This window comes from Dyadobacter sp., from assembly GCF_051859145.1.
In the GTDB taxonomy this organism is placed as follows: domain Bacteria; phylum Bacteroidota; class Bacteroidia; order Cytophagales; family Spirosomataceae; genus Dyadobacter.
This window is the reverse complement of the sequence record NZ_JBHYGF010000224.1, coordinates 1-20,921: the sequence shown is the minus strand read 5'-3', so window position 1 is coordinate 20,921 and position 20,921 is coordinate 1. Positions and strand designations below refer to the sequence as shown.

The window sequence follows — 20,921 nt, the reverse complement described above, 5'->3', positions numbered from 1 at the left end:
TTTTATGAAAATCGCCGTATTATCCACCAATGCAGACCTTTATTCGACGCGACGTTTGGTGGAGGCAATCAAACAAAGAGGCCACGAGGCGCTTGTGGTTGACCACGTTAAATGCTTCGTGATGATCGAAGGTGGCAAGCCTTCCATTATATATAAAGGAAAACCAGTACCGGAAATTGACGCCGCGATCCCGAGGATCGGCACTTCTGTAACCGCATTTGGCTGTGCAGTAGTGCGCCAGCTGGAACTGATGAAGGTTTTTACAACCGTTAAATCGCAGGCCATTTTACGTTCGCGTGATAAACTGAGAAGTATGCAGGTTTTGGCAAAAGCGGGCATTGATATTCCAAAAACTGTTTTTGCTAAAAATCCTTCCCAGGTAAATGAGCTGATTCACCTGGTTGGCGGTCCGCCGGTGGTAATCAAACTACTCGAAGGCACCCAGGGTGTGGGTGTTGTGTTGGCGGAAACTATCAAGGCTGCCAAATCCACGATTGAAGCTTTTTACGGCTTGCGCGCCAACTTTTTAATCCAGGAATACATTGCAGAATCGAAAGGAGCGGATATCCGCGCATTTGTAATCGGCAACAAAGTGATTGCAGCAATGCGCCGCCAGGGCGCCGACGGAGATTTCCGCAGCAATCTGCACAGGGGCGGCCAGGGCAGCCTGGTGGAATTAACGCCAGAAGAAGAACATACTGCCGTAGCAGCAGCCCGGGCGCTCGGAGTCAAAATCGCAGGCGTTGATATGTTACAATCCGAGAGAGGCCCGCTGGTCATGGAAGTAAATTCATCACCCGGTCTACGCGGAATTGAAGAGATCAGCGGAATTGATATCGCCTCTTTGATTGTTAGTTACATTGAAGATAAAATTGTCACCGACGAAGGGGATACAGTAGGGGTTTAAGCATACAAATTCGTAACCAATCTGGTAACATTTGCTTATTTTTACATTGTGGCATGCGCGTAATTGCATTGAAAACATTGAAGAGCTATTGGGAAACTTACCCCAAAGCACAACAATCTCTTTTCTCCTGGCACGAGGAAGCAGAACTCGCCAACTGGAATTCACCGAATGAATTGAAAGAGCAATATCGAAATGCCTCTATTTTGAGCAATAAAAGAGTTGTTTTCAACATTCATGGTAATTCTTACAGACTGATAGTTGATATCGAGTTCAGATTGAAAATAGTTTTCATAGTGTGGTTCGGGCCGCATGACGCATACGATAAGATCAATGCAAAAAATATTGAATATGGCAACTCCTATTAAAAGCAATGAGCAATACGAGCAGGCGCTAGGGCAGATTTATCGCCTGATGCAAATGGATCTTTCCCCGAATTCACTGGAATCTGACGAACTGGAAGTTTTATCAATTCTGGTTAAAGATTACGAGAAAGTCCATTTCCCTGTACCCAAGCCGACTCCACTGGAAGCTATTAAGTTTCGGTTGGAACAATTGGGAATTTCTGAAAAAGAGCTTTCGGATATCCTCGGCTTCCGCTCTCGCAAATCTGAAATCCTTTCCGGCAAGCGGAAGCTTAGTCTCGGAATGATCCGGAAGTTGAACCAGAAACTGAACATACCTGCGGAGATACTCATACAATCCTATTAATTAGTCTTCGTAACCAGATTATTCTGAGTCAGACGAACAAATAAAACATTATGCATATAAAAATTGGGACGCGCGGCAGCAGGTTGGCTCTTTGGCAGGCACATTATGTCCAGGATCTTCTGCACGCAGGCGGCATAGAATCTGATATTGTAGTTATTGAAACAAAGGGCGACAAGATTCTCGACAGGTCTTTGTCCAAGATAGGAAGCAAAGGAGTTTTTACCGAAGAGCTGGAAGATCAGCTGAGAAGCGGGGATATTGACATTGCAGTTCACAGTGCAAAAGATTTACAATCGCAGCTCGATGATGCATTTGAAATCATCGCCTTCACTGAACGTGAAAAAGCAAACGATGTGCTCGTAAGTCACAACACTGCATTATCCCTGAAAAGCGGCGAACCCTTTACAGTAGGTACTTCTTCCACCCGCCGCGTTGCGGTACTCCGCCATTTTTATCCTCATATCAAAACCGTGGATATGCGCGGTAACCTGCAAACCCGCCTCCGGAAATTGGAAGAAGGACAATGCGACGCACTGCTACTGGCTTATGCCGGCGTACACCGGATGGAATATGACGATAAAATCGCCGAGCATTTATTACTGGATGAATTCACGCCCGCAGTGGGCCAGGGCAGCGTTGCAATTGAATGTTCAACTGCGCTGAGCGAAGAAAAGAAAGCTATTCTGAAAAACTTGCTGAATCACGTAGAAACAGAAATTTGCCTTTTGACCGAAAGAGCTTTCCTGAAAACCTTGCAGGGCGGGTGCAGTATACCTGTATTTGCAATGGCCACTTTGCAAGGCGCCCAAATCCATATTACCGGCGGTATTATCAGCCTGAATGGCAGTGAGTTGATCAGAAAAACACAAACCGGGGCACAAACCTTTCCGGAGGAACTAGGTACCGCATTGGCTGACGAGCTGCTGGAAGCAGGCGCTGATCGGATTTTGGCGGAAATCAGAAGTCCAAACAGCTAGCAATTTTCTCGCATACAACGCAAAAGCCCGGCACTGAGTCCGGGCTTTTTTGCTGTTAAGGGTTATTCTGGTTAGTCTTTCTTAGGAATTGAATCTGCTGGAACAACAGGTTTCACCGGAATCGAATCTTGCCGAACAGGTAGTGCTGTACTGTCAGGTTTCATCCTCGAATCAGCAGGAACAACTGGCCTTGCAGCTGAGTCAGGTACTATCACCGGTGGTCTCATTGTAGAGTCAGTACGCATAGTCGAGTCTCTCCGCATGGTTGAATCCGGTTTTGTTCCCGGTTGCACTGGCATTCCCTGACGCATTGGTCTGGCTGTGCTGTCTGTGCCAGCAGGGCGCATTCCGCCTTGTGGTCTTCCGCCGGTTGCGCCAGCGCCGCCTCTTCCAGGAGTGATAGCAGGAGCAGCTGTCGCAGGGGCAGCTTGTCCGCCACCGTCCATTCCGCCGCCGTCACTTTTCTGGTCATCGTTGTTAACAGACTTTCTTCTGCGTGATTTTTGTTCAACAAAAGTCATTTTACCAAAACGGTAATTGAAATTCACACGAAATCCTCTGTTGAATAGATAGTTGGTATTCTCCTGCGTAAAGGTGGTTGATTCCAAACTTGTGCGCATTTTCATTGAAGGTGCAAGGAAGTTTTCCATTCCGAACCCGATGCCGCCGCGTTTGTTTTTGAAGTCTTTGCGGATACCCAGATCATACATACGGAAGCCGGCCTGCGTTCCCTGCAACTGTACGTCGCGTCCTCTTGCAAAGCCGCCCAGCTGCAATCCCCAGCCGTTTTTGATAGTCAAACTACTGCGTAAACGCCCGCTAACCACGATACCGCTGTTGCTCGACCGTATCGAAGCATCGCCGCTGTTATTCCTGAGATTGGAATAATAAGAATCAAAACCACCGCCAATCTGCCATCTTTTAAACAATGTCAGGTTTCCATAGACATTGACACCATAGTTTTTCTTCTCACCAATATTTCCATAAGTCGTCGAAATCACCCCATTGCTGTCTGTTGTACGGATACTTTCAATGGAGTTATTCGTAAACCGCGCAAACGTCGCCACATTGATATACAATGAATTCTTGAAAAAGCTGGTACCCAATTCAACCTGGTCCGTCAGCTCGGGGCGGAGATTGGGGTTACCGAACGAAATGTTGTTCGGGTTGGCAGAATTAATGTTAGGGTTTAGGAATTGAATGCCGGGACGTTGCAACCTGCGGTTATAGCCAAGTTTTACAGTCTGACCTTTACCGAAAGTTTGCGAAAGGTTGAGGCTTGGTACCAGGTTGCTGTAAGCGGGCAGGTTTAATGCACCTTGCTCACCCTGCGTTGCATCAATGCTGGTGTATTCGTAACGCGCGCCTGCTTTCACAGTAAAGCGGCTTTTGGTAGTAAATGTGTAGGAAGCATAACCTGCACCTACATTCTGGTCATAATCCAATGCGCTGTTCGGGCGGGCTGCTATCAGACCGCCGTAAACGATGTTACTCACTACCTGACGGAAAATACCTTTTCCACCAAATTCGAAAAGCTGATTGTCTTTAATTGGCGTTTGGTAATCAATCTGAACAGTGCTTTCCTGGTTGTGGCTGTTGTTATCGTTCAATTCGGTGCCGAGCAATTCTCTTGTGCTCACGCCGCTCAGCAGGTTGTAAACATCCGCTGTATAATCATTTGTACGGTTGTTACGACTGAATTGGGTAGAGATGCTCAGTTCCTGTTGTGGCTTCGCGAGTGTTTTGATATAATCCACATTCACGTCCCAGGTTCCTGATAAATCCTTTGAATTCACATCGCGGACGCTATTACGCTCAGTTCCAGACGCAGCTCTGTTCAGTGTGGTCAGCTCCTGCATATTGCGCTGGTTCCGCATTCCGTAACGTACACTTGCCGAAAGAGACGTTTTCGAATCTATCTCGTAATCCCAGCCGAAATTGTAAGACCCGAATGCCATTTTATTATCCGACTCGCTGCTCTGACGAACCTGGAAGTTTTCCAGTTTTCCAGTCTGAACATTCTCCGATTTGCCCGGCATATTGTAGTTAAAACGGCCAAATCCACCCAGACTGAAACCCATTTTACCGACCCGGTAGTTTCCTCTCAATCCAAGGTTAGAGCCGCGGTTTCCGATACCAGTATCAAGATTTAATGTCCCGCCCTGGATCGTGCTTTTCTTGGTAACAATATTGATAATACCCGCAGAGCCTTCTGCATCGTAGCGTGCAGAAGGAGAAGTAATTACCTCCACCGACTTGATCATATCCGCCGGGATCTGACGCAATGCATCGGCAACACTCGTAGCAATAATGGTAGAAGGTTTATTATTGATCAAAACCCGCACATTGGAACTACCCCGAAGTGAAACATTTCCGTCCAGATCGACAGTAAGCATTGGTACTTTCTTCATCACATCGGAAGCATCGCCGCCTTTGCTCGTAATATCCTTTTCCGCATTGTAGACCAGCCTGTCAACTTTCTCCTCCACAAGCGCCGCCATTCCGACTACTTCAACCTCTTTCAGCTGAACTACGTCAGGTGCCAGTGTCACATTGCCGAGATCAATGTCCGACCGCCTGTCGATTTTGATATCATTAATGGTTTTGGTTTTATACCCGATAAATGAAATAAGGATCTTGAAGTTTCCGGAAGCCACTTTCGTCATTGAAAATTGTCCTTTCTCGTCCGTAGTAGTACCGTCTATCGGATTGTTCGTTTTAATATCCACGAGCGACAATGCAGCAAATTCCACCGGGTTTTTGCTTACTGAGTCGATCAGGGTTCCACGTATTTTCCCGCTTCCGCTGCGGGTATCTTCGGCTGTTCCCGGAATAGCAGTCTGACGTTGTCGCTCGCCGCCGCCCCTGAAATCGCCGCCACCGCCTGGCCTGCCGCCACCGCCTCCGCCGCCAAACTGTGCGTAGGCTCCAAATGTAATTCCCGATAATAAAGTCAGGAGTGTTAATCGTAAACTGAGTTTCATGGTTGGGTTGATATAATGATGCACTATCCGAGTTTCAAAATAAGTACCTAAAAACGGCGCAGAAAAAAGGAATAGATAGAACCACGTAATGTACCGATCAAAGTCGGGTTTCACACGACTAAGTAGCTTGCGCCTGCCGATGAATTTGCTACTCCAACCCATGTAATCCCCAACAAATCAATGGGATCAGGCAATTAACGCCCCAGTGTGGCTCATTCCGGTTTAATAGATTCTACACCTGATTCAGTCGGTATTCGTCCTGCTTTGATCGATTGAAATAGGGTATTTGACGAAATCCCTGTAAGATTGCGTTTGTATGTCAGGATCATCGACATATAAACCAAATGATAAAAATGGATACGCGTGCCGCCCGCAAATACCCGCCACTGCTCCTGCACCTTTTAGGTTGGGGCTTCCTGGCTATGTTTCTGATGTGGCAGCCACTCAACTGGCAAATTCAATTTCCGGTTGCTTTCTGGATCAAGCAGGGTGTTCTTTTTACACTTCTGGTTGCTATATTTTACATTAATTATTACTTCTGGTTTCCGCATTACCTGGCCAAAAACAAGTACGTCAAGTTCATTCTCCTGAATGTAGCCTCAGTGCTGATTATGGCTTTTGCAATGGAGCAGGTGAAAAATGCGATCGGTTTCGGCACCCAGATGGAAAGTGCATTCCGCCTGGCGAGAGAAGCAAATGGGGAGAAGAAGCGGAATGAGAAGCTGGATAATTTTGCGATGATTACTGCATTGATGGTGATCGGGCTAAGTACCAGTATCGCGGCGGTGCGCACGGCCCAAATGGACAAGCAGTTCCGTCAAAATCTGGAAAAGGAAAAGATCAATTCGGAGCTTTCATTCCTGAAAGCGCAGATTAACCCGCATTTTTTCTTCAATACATTAAATAACATTTACGCGCTGACGGTCATTGACGTGGAAGCTGCGCGGGAAGCACTGCATAAATTGTCAAGAATGATGCGCTATGTACTTTACGAAACCCAGCACGGGACTGTGTTACTGAGCCAGGAAATCGCATTTGCCCAGGATTATATCCAGTTAATGCAGCTCCGGCTGACCGACAAAGTAACAGTTCATTTGGACCCGCCCAATCCAATGCACGATGTTTCCATTGCGCCGATGCTGTTTTTGCCTTTTATAGAAAATGCGTTCAAGCACGGAGTAAGTGCTATGCAGCCCAGCCGGATCGATATAAAGATCAGCCAAAGCAGTAACAAGATTTTTGTAGAAGTAAAAAACACATTGTTCCCTGACAAAAGGGCAATTCTTGATGAAAGCAATGGAATTGGCCTGGCTAACACGCAGCGCCGCCTTGACCTTTTATATCCCGGAAAGTACCAGCTGGAAGTGAACGAGAATAAAGCTGAGAAAGAGTTTGAAGTACACCTGGAATTGGAAACGGCATGAATGTATTACAATGCATAGCTGTTGACGACGAGCCGCTGGCACTGGGACTGGTTTGCGCTTTTATCGAAAAAACACCTTTTCTGTCACTTACAGGCAGGTATTCGAGTGCGGTAGAAGCTTTACAGGTAATTCATACCCAACAAATTGATTTGATTTTCCTGGACATTCAAATGCCGGATCTTACAGGTATCGAACTGGCCCGCGTGATTGAAAAAGCGGGCGGCAGAGCGCCCAGGGTCATATTTACAACCGCATTCAACCAATACGCCCTCGATGGCTTCCGGGTCGACGCACTTGACTATCTCCTAAAACCCTTTAATTATGAAGAGTTCCTCCGTGCTGCATCAAAAGCGCAGGCTTATGCCGAGCTTTTGCAAAAAGCATCGTCGGCAGGTTTCGTAGAAAACAAGGATGAATACCTGTTTTTAAAAGTTGAATATCAGCTTGTGCGGATTGCCTACGATGATATCATGTACACGGAGGGACTCAAAGATTACGTAAAAGTCCACTTAAAATCAGATCCTAAACCCATTCTTTCACTCACGAGCCTGAAAGCGCTGGAAGAAAAACTTCCCGCTTCCAGGTTCATGCGCGTGCACCGGTCTTTTATTGTTAACCTCGATAAAATCAGCGCCGTAACCAAGAATACAATTCAGATCGGCGCGATTACAATTCCGGTGAGTGACCAGTACAAAGAGAATTTCAATCAGTTTTTGAGCAAATGGATGTAGCTATTTCAGCTCTTCCTGCAGGAAGTAACCTGTAAAGCTCCCTTTTACTTTCGCCACTTTCTCGGGTGTACCTTCGGCAATTATGCGCCCGCCTTTCGCGCCACCTTCGGGACCTACATCAATAACATGGTCTGCAACTTTGATCACGTCGAGGTTATGCTCGATGATCAAAACGGTATTTCCCTTTTCTACAAGTTTGTTCAAAACATTCAGCAAATGGCGGATATCCTGGAAATGCAGCCCGGTTGTGGGTTCGTCGAGGATATAAAGCGTTTTACCCGTATCTCTTTTCGACAATTCTTCCGACAACTTCACACGCTGCGCCTCGCCACCTGAAAGTGTGGTAGCATGCTGGCCGAGCGTAATGTAACCCAAACCTACATCATTCAGAGTCTGAACTTTACGAAGTAACCTTGGCATATTTTCAAAAAACTCCAATGCCGATTCCACGGTCATATCCAGCACATCGGCAATGGATTTTCCTTTGAAACGAACTTCCAGCGTTTCCCGGTTAAAGCGTTTTCCTTTACAGGTTTCGCAGTTGATATGCACATCGGGAAGGAAATCCATTTCGATTTTCTTCATTCCGGCTCCCTCGCAATCTTCGCAGCGGCCGCCTTTTACATTGAATGAAAAACGGCCGGGCTTGTAACCGCGGATTTTGGATTCAGGCAATTCAGCAAAAAGCGTCCGGATATCTGTAAATAAATTGGTGTAAGTCGCCGGGTTTGAACGCGGTGTGCGGCCGATCGGCGACTGATCTACTTCAATTACTTTGTCAATATGTTCTAAACCTTCCACCGATTTGTAAGGCAGCGGCTCTCTTCTTGACTTATAAAAATGCGCATTCAGGAGCGGAAACAACGTTTCGTGCACCAGTGAGGATTTCCCGCTGCCACTTACGCCAGTCACACAGATCATCGTTCCAAGGGGAAACGACATATTCACATTTTTGAGATTGTGACCAGTACAGCCTTTTAGCGAAATAGAGTTACCCGAACCTTTTCTTCGCTTTTTCGGAACTTCAATCGCTTCCCGGCCACTCAGATATTCAGCAGTAAGTGATCCGTTTTTCAGGAAAACCTCGGGCGAACCTGCTCCTACTACATTACCTCCGTGCCGCCCGGCGCCCGGACCAATGTCGAGGATATAGTCGGAAGCAAGCATCATATCTTTATCGTGCTCCACCACCAAAACCGTATTTCCAAGATCGCGCAGGCTTTTTAGCGAATTGATCAACCGCACATTGTCACGCTGGTGCAACCCGATACTCGGTTCGTCCATAATATAAAGAACCCCCGTAAGCTGCGTACCAATTTGCGTCGCGAGCCTGATCCGCTGTGCTTCGCCGCCGGATAATGTCCGCAATGCCCGGTTTAAAGTCAGGTAATCCAATCCAACATCCAGCAAAAACCCTACGCGTTTTCTGATCTCTTTCAAAACTTCGTGTCCGATCACGCGCTGCCGCTCTTCCAGTCTGTCTTCCAGATTCACCAGCCAATCCGCCAGCTCGCGTACATCCCGGTTAGAGAGTTCGGCAATATCTTTTCCGTCGATCCTGAAATGGAGCGATTCTTTTTTCAGTCGCTTTCCATTGCATTCGGGACAGGTTTGAATGGACATAAAATCTTTCAGCCACTCCTGAATTTTGTCGTTTCCACTCTCCTGCTGTCTTTTTAGGAAGTTGACAATACCATCAAACTTCGTCTCCCATTCTGTTCCGGGATATTTTTTGGAAGGAACCGGCACAGCATCTTCACTTCCATACAATACCAGCTTGATAGCTTCCTCGGAGAATTTTTCAAGCGGCGTTTGCAATGTGATCTTATATGGTTTCAAAAGCACTTCAAGCTGTTTGAAAATCCAGGCTTCCCTGTATTCTCCCATAGGCGCGATCCCGCCTTTGCTGATGCTCAAAGATTTGTCGGGGATGATGGAATCTTCCGTTATCTCCTCTATCAACCCCAACCCCTGACAGGTAGGGCACCAGCCGTAAGGTGAGTTGAAAGAAAATGCATTCGGTGCAGGATCGTCGTAGCTGATACCCGATTCAGGGTCCATCAGGTTTTGGGAAAAATAGTAAGTTTCGCCTTTATCGTCCAAAACCATCAATGCACCTTTCCCCTGCTTGATCGCCGTCGCAACCGACTGGCTCAGCCGGTACCGCGACTGACTATCCTCAGCTTCACTTTTTGGAATAATGCGGTCGATAACGATTTCAATATCATGCACCTTATACCTGTCAAGCTGCATTTTGGGCGTAATATCGAGTACTTCACCGTCAACCCGCACCTTCGTATAGCCTAGTCGGGTAATCTGCACGAACAGTTCGCGGTAATGTCCTTTCCGGCCTTTCACAACCGGCGCAAGCAACATGATTTTTTTACCGACAAACTGGGTTAAAAGCTGGTTAACAATCTGGTCCTGAGACTGCTTGATCATTCTCCGGCCTGTTACGTACGAATACGCTTCGCCTGCACGCGCGTACAGCAATCGAAGGAAATCATAGATTTCCGTAACAGTACCTACCGTAGATCTCGGGTTCCGGGAAGTTGTTTTCTGTTCAATGCTGATTACCGGTGAAAGGCCGCTGATCTTGTCCACGTCGGGCCGCTCCATTTCACCTATAAAACCGCGCGCGTAAGAAGAAAAACTCTCCATATAGCGCCGCTGGCCCTCTGCATAAATGGTATCAAAGGCAAGCGAAGACTTACCACTGCCACTGATCCCGGTCACCACAACCAGCTTGTTGCGGGGAATGTTAACGTCAATATTTTTAAGATTATGCTCGCGGGCGCCCTCTACTTCAATGAGATCCTGACCAGCAAGTTCTGTCGCATTCAGATGTTCCAATACCTTAGATGATGGTGATGAATAATGTTTTTGTTGATGTAGCCTAAGTGAATTAACCACAAAACTACGCCTTCAGTTGCATAATTATTGTAAGATTCCGAGCCATTCTTTAACAGGTGATAATTGAAGTTTAAAAGGATTTTCTATTGCAATGCAAACGTTCCCAATTTGCACGATACCGTGACCGTTAAATAATGTAACCATTGATATATTAATATTTTATCGTCGTATCATCCACAATTTATGGTAGAAATATCAACTGAATTTCTACTTTTGGTAGTATATTGATAATTAGTAATACATAATTAACATTTTAACATCCCTATTCTATGAAACAAAATTTACGAGTCGCTCTGACTTCCGTAACGTTATTGCTATGCGCGCTGCTAAGCAGTGGCACGTCTTACGGGCAAGACAGACAAGTTACAGGGAAAGTCACCTCTACAGTTGACGGAGCCGGAATCCCCGGCGTGAATGTTCAGGTACAAGGTACCAATACCGGGACTGTCACCGACGCAGACGGGCGGTATGCTATCGATGCAAAATCAGCTAATTCAGTCCTTGTTTTTTCTTCAATCGGTTATATCAAACAAGAAATTACCGTAGGTTCAAAAACTGTTATTGACGTAAAACTTTCCGATGACATTAAAAGTCTGACCGAGGTGGTTGTAACCGGTTACGCATCACAGCGGAAACAGGATATTACCGGTGCGGTTACAGTTATCAACCCCAAAGAACTGACAGCGGTACCAAGCGCCAGCGTGACGCAAATGCTGCAAGGCCGCGCGGCGGGGGTTACCGTAGGTAATGACAACTCGCCGGGTGGTGGAACAATGGTCCGTATCCGCGGTTTTGGTTCGATCAACAACAACAGTCCGCTGTATGTAATCGACGGAGTACCTACGCAGGGAACGCTCAATCAGATCAACCCGAACGATATCGAATCGATGCAGGTGTTGAAAGATGCGTCTGCTGCATCTATCTACGGAGCGCGGGCTGCCAATGGGGTTGTGATCATTACAACAAAAAAAGGAAAACCAGGTGCGCCGAACATTACATTCGACTTCTATACAGGTACCCAGCGTCCAGGCAAAATGCTTGACCTGTTGAATACCAAAGAATTGGGCGAATATCTGTATCAAGCCGATCTTGGCGCAGGTAAAAATCCTTCTGCTACCTCACCTTCTGTTCAGTACAAATTTGACGAAAACGGAAATCAGACGATTGCAGATTACATTTACCCAAACTACTATTTAAAACCGGGTGAAACCACGCTTCCAAGTTCTTACACCTATACCAATGATATTGCTGATCCAAATTTGGGTAAAACAGCATTTAACATTACAAAAGCGAACAAGGAAGGTACCGACTGGCAGGATGTGATCTTTGATCCGGCTCCTATTTCAAATTACCAGATCGGCGCTTCGGGCGGTTCGCAAACAGCCAAGTATGCGATCTCAGCCAACTATTTTAAGCAAAATGGTATTTTGAGATATACCAACTACAAACGCTATTCTGTCCGTGCCAACACTGAGTTCACGAAAGGCAAAGTCACTGTGGGAGAAAACCTTACATTCTCTTACGATGAAAGACAAGGAATCACGAACAACGATGAAGGTAACCCGATTATGTTCGCGATACGCGTTCACCCGATCATTCCCGTATTCGATATCACAGGCGGTCCGGCTGCGCTGGGTGGTACCAACACTTCTGCTTACAATGGATTTGCAGGTAGCCGAGGCAGTAACCTGGGTAATGCACCTAACCCGCTCGCACGTTTGTACCGCGAAAAAGACAACATTACAAGAGGTACCCACGTATTTGGAAACATGTTTGCGCAAGTGGACATTCTTCCAGGTTTGGTAGGTCGCACGAGCTTTGGTCTCGAATACAACCAATCCAACCGGTCGGAATATTTTCACCGTGACATTGAAGCAGCTGAGGCAAGAAATGCAAACAGCATGAACGTGATCAACAACCTCGACCGCTCCATTACCTGGTTCAACACATTAAATTATGCCAAGATTTTTGGCTCTCACAATGTAAACGTACTGGTAGGAACTGAGGCTGTAAAAACATACGCGGCCGGATTCCAGGCCAGCAGAAGCGGTTTTGCATTCGACGATCTGGATTACCGTTACCTGGATGCAGGTTCGGCGGCCGGTTTGGCCAATGCAGGCGCAGGTGCTACACGTACTGCCCTTTTCTCTCAGTTCGGTAAAATCAACTACGGTTTTAAAGACCTTTTCCTGGCTGACTTTACACTGCGTCGCGATGGTTCTTCCCGTTTCTCAGAAGCCAACCGCTACGGTATTTTTCCTGCATTCTCGCTGGGTCTGCGTATGACGGAACTGGGTTTCATGAAGCCGACCAAGAAAGTTCTCGACGATCTGAAACTTCGTTTTGGCTGGGGTAAAACAGGTAACCAGCTGATCCCGAACGTATCTAATGCGTATACATTGTACGCGCCGGATCCTCAGAACAATGCATACGATATCAATGGTACCGGAACTTCCATCGTAGGTGGTTTTGACCTAGTACAGTTTGGTAACCAGAATGGTAAATGGGAAACCAATACTTCTACCAACATTGGTTTGGATGCGGTTTTGCTGAATAACAAAATGGAGGTAGTACTTGACTTGTACAACCGTGTAACCAGCGATATGTTGACCCAGATCGCGATCCCAAGAACAGCCGGAACGGGTACTATTCCTTACACCAATATCGGCGAAGTTCGTAACAGAGGATTTGATATCGGTGTTAACTTCCGCGATCGTAAAGATGATTTCTACTATGCAGTAGGCGTAAACTTCGGTCACTACAAAAATGAAGTGATCAAATTGAATGACAATCCTAACGCGACCATTTTCGGGTTCACAACGCGCCTTCCGGCTATGTCGGCTACCAAAGCAGGTTATCCGATCGCGAGCTACTATGGTTACTTCGTGGATGGTGTGATCAAAGATCAGGCGGAAGCAGATGCAGCTCCTAAGTTTGGTTCGTATACCCGTGAAGGTGTATTTAAATTCAGAGATGTAAATGGCGACGGTATCATTACTGCTGCTGACAGAACCATCATCGGAAGCCCACATCCTGACTTCAACTATGGTGTTAACCTGAACGTTGGTTACAAAGCTTTTGACCTGACCGTGTTCGGACAAGGTGTTTATGGCAATGAAATCTTCAACTACGTAAGATACTGGACTGATTTCAACGTGTTCCAGGGTAACAGATCGAAGGATATGCTTTACAATTCCTGGAAAAAACCGGGCGACGATGCAAAGCTGCCAAGACTTAACTCAGGCGATGCAACCAGCCAGCAGGTTTCTTCTTACTTCCTTGAAGATGGTTCTTATTTCCGTATCAAAAACATCCAGCTGACTTACACAGTACCTTCTTCATTCCTGAAAAAGATCAAGCTTAACTCGGCGCAAGTGTACTTGCAGGGACAAAACCTGTTCACATTTACCAAATACACCGGACTTGATCCTGACATTAACCTGAGAAGATCCGGTAATGATAACCAGGATACCCACATGGGCGTGGACGAAGGTGCATACCCGGTTTCTAAATCATACCTGGTAGGTGTTCGGTTTGGTTTCTAAAAATCTCGTGACAATCAAATTATTATAGATAATACGATGAAAAAAATAACATTATTAGTACTCCTCGTCGGACTCAGCTTCTCCTGCTCCGACAGCTTTTTTGACCTAAAACCGCAGGGAAGAGCATCTCGTGAGCAATTGAGTAACAAGAACGGTGTAAATGCATTGCTGATCGGCGCCTACTCGCTGCTGGATGGTGTGGGTTCAGGTAATACCGGCCGCCAGTCGACTATTTCAAACTACGTTTTCGGCGGTATCGCCAGCGACGATGCAGTGAAAGGTACTGATGCAGGTGACCAGCCTGAACAGTCTTTCATTGAACAATACAACTGGCTTTCTGACAACACCTATTTCCTTGGAAAATGGTGGCACCAGTATGATGGAGTTGCCCGCTGCAACGAAGTAATTCAGGTGGTAAACGGCGAATTGGTAAAAGATATGACTGATGCTGAAAAGAATCAGGTAATCGCAGAAGCGCGCTTTTTGAGAGGATTCTACCATTTTGAGGCAAAGAAAATGTGGAATATGGTGCCTTATATTGATGAGACCATTTATGTAGCCGCGGACCCGAATTCTACCAAAATCCCTAACAAGGATGATATCTGGCCTAAAATCGAAGCTGACTTCCAGTTCGCTGCCGACAACTTACCTGCGACTCAGGCGCAAAAAGGAAGGGCTACCCAATGGGCAGCGAAATCTCACCTGGCAAAGGTGTTGGTGTTTCAGAAAAAATGGGCTGCTGCAAAAACTTTGCTTGAAGATGTAGTTAAAAACTCTGGTAAAAAGCTGGTTGCCAACTATCACGACAATTACAGAACAACCGGAAACAACAATGCGGAATCGATTTTTGAAGTACAGTTTTCAGTAAATGACGGTACCAATGGAAATAATGGGAACGCGGGTGACAACCTGAACTGGCCGTATTCTGCGAATGCACCCGGAAGAGGCTGCTGCGGTTTCTACCAGCCTTCACACAATTTGGTGAATGCATTCAAAACGGAGAATGGACTCCCGATGATCGGTAACGCTGCTGACGGTTCGCTGGATACTTACAACAAAGTAGACCTTCCAAATGACCAGGGAATTGCTGCTTCTGCTGCATTCACATTAGACAAAACCGTTCCGGTTGACCCTCGCCTTGACTGGACAGTTGGTCGTCGCGGTGTAAACTTCCTCGACTGGGGTCCAATGCCGGGTTCTTCCTGGATCCGCGACCAGACTTATGCAGGTCCGTTCACCGGAAAAAAATGGATGTACTATCTCGCAGAAGAAAACAGCACCACGCACTCGACCAGCAAACGGAATGTTAACAACAACTTCCGCCTGATCAAGTTTTCGCACGTATTGCTCTGGCTGGCTGAATGTGAAGTGGAGCTTGGTAACCTCGCTGCGGCAGAAGGTTATGTGAACCAAATTCGTCTGCGTGCCAAGACCGGCTCTGTACAGGATGCAAGCGTAACTTACAAAGTGGAGCCTTACCCGGCAGGTACGTTTGCAAGCAAAGGAGCTGATTTTGCAAGAAATGCGGTTCGCATGGAGCAGAGACTTGAATTTGCGATGGAAGGTCACCGCTTTTTTGATCTGGTAAGATGGGGCATTGCTGAGAAAGTACTCAACAAATATGCTGCTGAAGAAGCCGTAGCTGGAAAAGAGCCTTCCGGACGTACTTTCAGCAAAAGAGGGTATATGGCCGGCAAAACATTCACTTCCAAAAACCTTTACTATCCATTGCCTCAGGACGAGATCCTGAACAGTCAGCTGAATGGACAACCCATTCTGGTTCAGAATCCGGGATATTGATAATCTGCATTTTTAACCAAACTAACGCAAGGACCTGCTTCGGCAGGTCTTTTGCGTTTCAGGCATTATGAATATCTTTATCTCGATTAGACGAAGCAGAAATGACCATCAAAAACGAAAGTGAATACGAGAAAGCGTCGGAGCGCGCTGATGAAATTTTCGGGGCAAAAAAGGGTAGCCCTGAGGAAAAAGAATTGAAAGAGCTCCTCAAAGCGATAAAGGACTATGAAGATGATTTCATCAAAATGCTGAAAGACAATAACTACCCTACTGCAATGTAAGGGTCAGGTCTTCGATCTTCTGGCATCTTGTGACGAATAGTTCTGTTGCAGATACCCGCACTTCCACTTTCATGGCGCACTGCATTTCGAACTGCTGACTTAATACAGGCAGCTCCATTTCTTTTACTATCCGCATTACTTCATTCATTTGTGGGTAGGAGAATGCAATTTCATACCTGTTTACAAAATGTCTGGTTACCACATTTGCCTCATTCAATGTATCCTCAGCTGTGGTTTTGTAAGCATTGATCAAACCCGGAACGCCCAGAAGTGTCCCGCCAAAATAACGGACAACAACTACCAGCAAATTGGTTACGTTGCGTAAATATAATGTATTTAGAACAGGCCGGGCTGCGGTACCCGAAGGCTCACCATCGTCACTCATCCGGTAGCTCATTTTGTCCGTACCCAGCCGATAGGCGTAACAATGATGCACTGCTTTGGGATGCAATTCCCTCAGCTCGCCTAAATGCTGCCTGGCATCTGCGTCACCTGAGATTGGAAATGCATATCCATGAAATTTGCTTCCTTTATCCTTGAAAAATCCCTCTGCCGGTGCGGAGATTGTTTGAAATGTATCGTCAAATAACACGGCTTTGGCGTTTTTTCTGCTGATAGATAAATACAGTGTAGATCAGTCCGGCGGCGGCGAACCCGGCCATTGAGAAAAATACGAGAGGTAAATTGCTTGGCTTATTAGCAAACAAAGCAGCGGAAAGAAATGCGCCGATACCAATCCCCGCTTCCAGACAAATGTACATCGTCGCAATGGAGCGGCCGCGGTTATGGTCACCACTCAGGTCGACTGTCCAGGCTGAAAGTACCGGAGATAAAATGCCCATGGATATTCCAAAAACAGCTCCGCCTGCCAGAAACAGAAAGGCAGTATCTGCGTAACCTGTGATTATCATGGACGCGATCAATATAGCTGCGCCGACAATGGTAACCGGCATGCGCCCATGCTGATCCGATATTTTGCCTGCAAAAATCCGTACGAGAATGGAAGAAATTGTGAACACCATGAAGTAATACCCCTTATTTTGCAAACCAAGATGTTCGCTAAAATCGGGCGTAATGGTGGCTACTGCACCAAAACTGAAATAGCAGAGGAAAGTGATCAGTGCCGGACTAAATACATCGGGCTCAAAGATATCGCGCCAACTCAGCTTGAATGCTTCCCTGGAAAGCGGCTGTTTCTCTACCAGCGTTTCTTTCATATTCATTAAAATAGCGATGGATAGCAGTGCGAAAACAGAAGAGGTATAAAACAAGCCGTTCAACGAAAACGCCTGACTGATCATACTTCCAACAGCAGGCCCGAATGCCGAGCCGACACCCATACACATACCATGAATGCCCATTGCTTCTCCCCGGCGGTTTGCCGGAACGATATCGGCCACGTAGGCAGCGGTACCGGTTGGTTTGAAGCCGGTTGAGAATCCGTGTACGAGCCGGAGCAACAAAAATGGCATTACAGTGGTAAAAACTGGATATAACAATCCGCAGACGAAGCAGACCAATGAACCAAATGCCATCACCGGCACCCTGCCGATGCGGTCGGTAAGCCGGCCGCTGAATGGTCTTGACAAACCTGCTGTTAATGTAAATAAACCGATAATGGCGCCTTTATAATCCCCGCCGCCCATTTGTGAAAGATACCCGGGCAACTCGGGTATGAGCATATTAAAGCTGGAAGAAAAGAGAAAGGAACTGAGACCCAGCAGCCAGAATTGTGTGGTAAAGATGCTTGGTGAAGCTGTACTTTGCATGCCGCAAAGGTACAGATTTGCCTTAAAGAAAATTAAACGCTTACTAAGACTTATGTGGCAGATTGAGCACAGTAAGATCAAGCTTTGCCAGTGTTCTCTTTGCTTCCTCTACCTTCCTGATTACAAAAGGGTCATTTCTGCTGCTTTTAATTGTTGGGTCAACCTTGATGTCCGCCAGGGTCAACTCACGTTTTTGTTCTGAGCTCATGATTCTTTTAATTTTACAACAAACGAGTCAAAATTACGATTTACTTCAAAGGGCAGTAAACTGCCATTTTCAGCACCAAAAACTACGAATTTATCATTCCAATTGAGTAGCTCTCGTGTCAAAATGATCTGATACAGCCTTGTTCTTGATGAGGTGCTGCCTTCAAAATATATTGCATCATCAGCGTGAAGTTCTAAAAAAATCCTCACAATCTGAATAACGGTAGCAAGCACTTCCTTCATATCCTTATTGTTGGTTTTTACAAGATCGTCCAATGCACCTGCGCTGTTCAAATCACCAAATGCTAAGTTGTAAAGCCCGTCGACGATTGGAACAAACTCGACCTTCTTGGTCACAATCTTTTCTGATGATATACTTTCGAATGTATAGGAATACCGGTCAGACGAAGTACTTACAGGATAAATGCTATGTTTCAAAAGCGTTCATTTTAACCGAAAAATAGTAAAGCCGAAACTTTCTCTCTAAACCAATACTCCAACTGCCGGTTTCATCTTTCCTGCGGAAAATAGGAGCGCTTCTTTCCTGGGACGTTCTTTTTTCCCAACTTTAAAAAATGGTACGTATATTCTATAAAGAGGGACGTTTGATTAAACGCGAAAATGATTTTCGTGAACTTGGCAAGGTAAAGAACCTGATTTGGGTGGATTTGCAGTCACCTTCTGCGGAGGAAGAGGAATGGGTTGAGAACAAATGCAATATCAGTTTTCAAACTCCCCAGGAAATCGTGGAGATTGAAAGCAGCTCCCGGTTTTTTGAACAAAATGAGACCATTAACGCAAACTCTAACTTCCTGAAAATAGACCGGGAAGGCTATGAGACTTATCCCGTGTCCTTTCTGCTACACCAGAATGTACTGTTCACTTACCGTCGTGGCGACTCAAAAACCTTTGCGGATACGGTTAAAAAAATGACGGTAAGCCCCGAGAGTATACAGGGCGGCGTGGACTTTATGCTTTTACTGCTGGAAACCCGCATTGAAGCCGACGCTGATTCGCTGGAAGGTATTTCCAGAGACATTTCTGCGATCAGTAAAGATCTTACACACCAGCAGAAAGCACGGCAGGAAGTACTTATCAGGATCAGCGGTTTGCAGGAAATTACAATGATGCTGCGGGAAACAAGCATTGACAAACAACGCGTTTTATCCGGAATTTTACGGAGTCAGTATTTTCCCGAGGATCGAAAGGAACATTTGCGCATCATCCTGAAAGACATTAACTCACTGCTGGAATATACCACTTTCAATTTTGAACGATTGGAATATCTGCAGAACACATTTATGGGTTTGATTAACCTCGAACAAAACCAGGTAATCAAAATATTTACCGTAGTAACGATCATTTTCATGCCGCCAACCCTCATAGCAGGGATTTTCGGGATGAATTACGACCACATTCCTTCTACCAGCGAACCCTGGGGATTTTGGGGCTCTCTGCTGTTAATGGTCTTGTCCTCCGCTGTTGTGCTTTTGTTTTTCAGGCGGAAGCGGTGGATTTGATATCAGCTGTTACTGGTTTGGGACTGCATAAAAGTTGAAAGTTCTCCATTTATTCATGTCCCTCGCGGTTTCAATTTTTATTACCTGTGCATTTTCGTGGAAGTCGGCAAAGTAGTACAGTGAATAATTGAAATCAGAAACAAGCTTAAACAACTCTGCTCGTTCCTGTTGCGTTGCTTTTGGAAAACATTCCGCGATAAGCACAGGGCGAAACTGTTTAATTAAGCCAGATATTGACTCTAGCACTTCTTTATCAGCTCCTTCTACGTCTACCTTTATAAAAGATACTTTTGGCAGTATGTCAGCATAATTTGCAATCAGGTACTTTCCAAGCGCAACACCTTTTATTTTGGTTGAAAGCTGAAATGCTCCATGATCTTCAACCATTTCATTCGCGATCCCTCCATTTCCAAAGGATGCTTCTGATGATGCATAGCTAAACTCACCGTCTTCTTTGGTCACAGCAAAGGGTAAGGCAATTATATTAGTTTTGTCTCGGTTCAAAGACGCATTCACCTCCATAATCCTGAATACGTGCGGATTAGGGTCAAAACCGAGGGTAACTCCGTCCTTCCCGGCAGCAAGTGCCATAGGTACAGTAGTATCGCCGATATTGGTTCCAATATCAATACAGAGGCTTCCTTTTTTGATAAACTTCTTAAAGAAATTAACTTCTCCTTGCGTGATGATTTTTGGTTTAATTAGCGGATTTTTCCAGTTCGCAAAGAGAATAGCACCTTCATCTTCAAGCGTGAATGTGTCAATCGTGTGAGAATACTCACTAAATTGCCGCCGCGCCTTCCTTCGTGTTAACCATCTTTCTATGTACGCCAACATGCTGATCCGAACAATAAATTATTGCAACTGCTTTAACAAATATAACTCTAATTGACATCAGTCAGGCCGCCCCTTTTTAAATGTCAATTGTTAAATCTATCGCTTGTAAATGGCAAACCTGCCATTGAAAAAAGTCAACTTGTAGAAGGGAATTGACTTAGTACCTGCCTTCGGATAATATGATTCCGGCCGAAATTTGTAGTCCATCAATATAAAGCCCACCTTATTCCGATAGGCCCAGTGCGTCATCGTTAAGGTGTTCATATTCTTCTTACCGGACTGCAGTTCGTAATTTTCGTGCGTGAGCAGCCGCGAATA

General features: G+C 45.8%; 18 protein-coding genes. 10 read left to right on the top strand and 8 right to left on the bottom strand.

Features of this window, described 5'->3' with window-relative positions:
* The first annotated feature begins 4 nt into the window (after positions 1–4).
* Genes rimK through hemC form a run of 4 tightly spaced genes read left to right on the top strand, consistent with a single transcriptional unit; the run spans position 5 to position 2,592 of the window.
* Positions 5–907: a 30S ribosomal protein S6--L-glutamate ligase gene (gene rimK / locus ACTIE6_RS14015; protein ID WP_439557237.1), complete on the top strand. Its 903-nt coding sequence runs from the start codon at positions 5–7 to the stop codon at positions 905–907.
* 53 nt (positions 908–960) lie between these two features.
* Positions 961–1,272 carry a type II toxin-antitoxin system HigB family toxin gene (locus ACTIE6_RS14010; protein ID WP_439557236.1) on the top strand — a complete coding sequence of 104 codons (312 nt, stop codon included), beginning with the start codon at positions 961–963 and terminating at the stop codon, positions 1,270–1,272.
* Positions 1,256–1,615 carry a helix-turn-helix domain-containing protein gene (locus ACTIE6_RS14005; protein WP_439557235.1) on the top strand — a complete coding sequence of 120 codons (360 nt, stop codon included), beginning with the start codon at positions 1,256–1,258 and terminating at the stop codon, positions 1,613–1,615. The genes ACTIE6_RS14010 and ACTIE6_RS14005 overlap by 17 nt, the downstream gene beginning before the upstream one ends.
* A gap of 50 nt (positions 1,616–1,665) precedes the next feature.
* Positions 1,666–2,592: a hydroxymethylbilane synthase gene (gene hemC / locus ACTIE6_RS14000; protein ID WP_439557234.1), complete on the top strand. Its 927-nt coding sequence runs from the start codon at positions 1,666–1,668 to the stop codon at positions 2,590–2,592.
* Positions 2,593–2,663: 71 nt separating this feature from the next.
* On the opposite strand, the gene ACTIE6_RS13995 is transcribed toward hemC, so the two are convergent.
* Positions 2,664–5,576 (bottom strand): TonB-dependent receptor domain-containing protein, encoded by a 2,913-nt coding sequence (locus ACTIE6_RS13995; RefSeq protein ID WP_439557233.1) that lies wholly within the window; start codon positions 5,574–5,576, stop codon positions 2,664–2,666.
* A 353-nt stretch (positions 5,577–5,929) separates the two neighbouring features.
* Here ACTIE6_RS13995 and ACTIE6_RS13990 point away from each other — a divergent pair, with 353 nt between their 5' ends.
* Together ACTIE6_RS13990 and ACTIE6_RS13985 are read left to right on the top strand one after the other, a co-directional pair.
* Positions 5,930–7,000, top strand: coding sequence for a sensor histidine kinase (locus ACTIE6_RS13990; RefSeq protein ID WP_439557232.1), 1,071 nt, complete (start codon positions 5,930–5,932; stop codon positions 6,998–7,000).
* On the top strand, positions 6,997–7,731 hold the full coding sequence (locus ACTIE6_RS13985) for a LytR/AlgR family response regulator transcription factor (protein ID WP_439557231.1): 735 nt from the start codon (positions 6,997–6,999) through the stop codon (positions 7,729–7,731). The genes ACTIE6_RS13990 and ACTIE6_RS13985 overlap by 4 nt, the downstream gene beginning before the upstream one ends.
* On the opposite strand, the gene uvrA is transcribed toward ACTIE6_RS13985, so the two are convergent.
* A complete protein-coding gene (gene uvrA / locus ACTIE6_RS13980; RefSeq protein WP_439557230.1) occupies positions 7,732–10,584 on the bottom strand; it encodes an excinuclease ABC subunit UvrA in 2,853 nt (950 codons plus the stop codon).
* Between the two features lie 329 nt (positions 10,585–10,913).
* Here uvrA and ACTIE6_RS13975 point away from each other — a divergent pair, with 329 nt between their 5' ends.
* The 3 genes from ACTIE6_RS13975 to ACTIE6_RS13965 all read left to right on the top strand — a co-directional run bounded on the left by ACTIE6_RS13975 (position 10,914) and on the right by ACTIE6_RS13965 (position 16,270).
* Positions 10,914–14,189, top strand: coding sequence for a SusC/RagA family TonB-linked outer membrane protein (locus ACTIE6_RS13975; RefSeq protein ID WP_439557229.1), 3,276 nt, complete (start codon positions 10,914–10,916; stop codon positions 14,187–14,189).
* Positions 14,190–14,225: 36 nt separating this feature from the next.
* Positions 14,226–15,989, top strand: a complete 1,764-nt coding sequence (locus tag ACTIE6_RS13970; protein ID WP_439557228.1) for a RagB/SusD family nutrient uptake outer membrane protein — start codon at positions 14,226–14,228, stop codon at positions 15,987–15,989.
* Positions 15,990–16,090: 101 nt separating this feature from the next.
* Positions 16,091–16,270 carry a hypothetical protein gene (locus ACTIE6_RS13965; protein ID WP_439557227.1) on the top strand — a complete coding sequence of 60 codons (180 nt, stop codon included), beginning with the start codon at positions 16,091–16,093 and terminating at the stop codon, positions 16,268–16,270.
* Here ACTIE6_RS13965 and ACTIE6_RS13960 read toward each other — a convergent pair.
* The 4 genes from ACTIE6_RS13960 to ACTIE6_RS13945 are packed head-to-tail and all read right to left on the bottom strand — an operon-like array spanning position 16,257 to position 18,684.
* Positions 16,257–16,862: an IMPACT family protein gene (locus ACTIE6_RS13960; protein ID WP_439557226.1), complete on the bottom strand. Its 606-nt coding sequence runs from the start codon at positions 16,860–16,862 to the stop codon at positions 16,257–16,259. The two genes, ACTIE6_RS13965 and ACTIE6_RS13960, sit on opposite strands and share 14 nt — an antisense overlap.
* Positions 16,852–18,039, bottom strand: a complete 1,188-nt coding sequence (locus tag ACTIE6_RS13955) for an MFS transporter (RefSeq protein ID WP_439557225.1) — start codon at positions 18,037–18,039, stop codon at positions 16,852–16,854. Before ACTIE6_RS13955 ends, ACTIE6_RS13960 begins: the two co-directional genes overlap by 11 nt.
* Positions 18,040–18,082: 43 nt before the next feature.
* Positions 18,083–18,247 (bottom strand): hypothetical protein, encoded by a 165-nt coding sequence (locus ACTIE6_RS13950; RefSeq protein ID WP_439557224.1) that lies wholly within the window; start codon positions 18,245–18,247, stop codon positions 18,083–18,085.
* Entirely contained in the window at positions 18,244–18,684 is a 441-nt protein-coding gene (locus tag ACTIE6_RS13945) for a DUF6934 family protein (RefSeq protein WP_439557223.1), read from the bottom strand. The genes ACTIE6_RS13950 and ACTIE6_RS13945 overlap by 4 nt, the downstream gene beginning before the upstream one ends.
* A 137-nt stretch (positions 18,685–18,821) precedes the next feature.
* Here ACTIE6_RS13945 and corA point away from each other — a divergent pair, with 137 nt between their 5' ends.
* Positions 18,822–19,766 (top strand): magnesium/cobalt transporter CorA, encoded by a 945-nt coding sequence (gene corA / locus ACTIE6_RS13940; RefSeq protein WP_439557222.1) that lies wholly within the window; start codon positions 18,822–18,824, stop codon positions 19,764–19,766.
* 9 nt (positions 19,767–19,775) lie between these two features.
* Here the strand turns inward: corA and ACTIE6_RS13935 are convergent, their stop codons facing one another.
* Positions 19,776–20,603 carry an FkbM family methyltransferase gene (locus tag ACTIE6_RS13935; RefSeq protein ID WP_439557221.1) on the bottom strand — a complete coding sequence of 276 codons (828 nt, stop codon included), beginning with the start codon at positions 20,601–20,603 and terminating at the stop codon, positions 19,776–19,778.
* Positions 20,604–20,699: 96 nt separating this feature from the next.
* Positions 20,700–20,921 (bottom strand): hypothetical protein (locus ACTIE6_RS13930; RefSeq protein ID WP_439557220.1); only part of this gene is annotated, 222 nt, incomplete at its 5' end.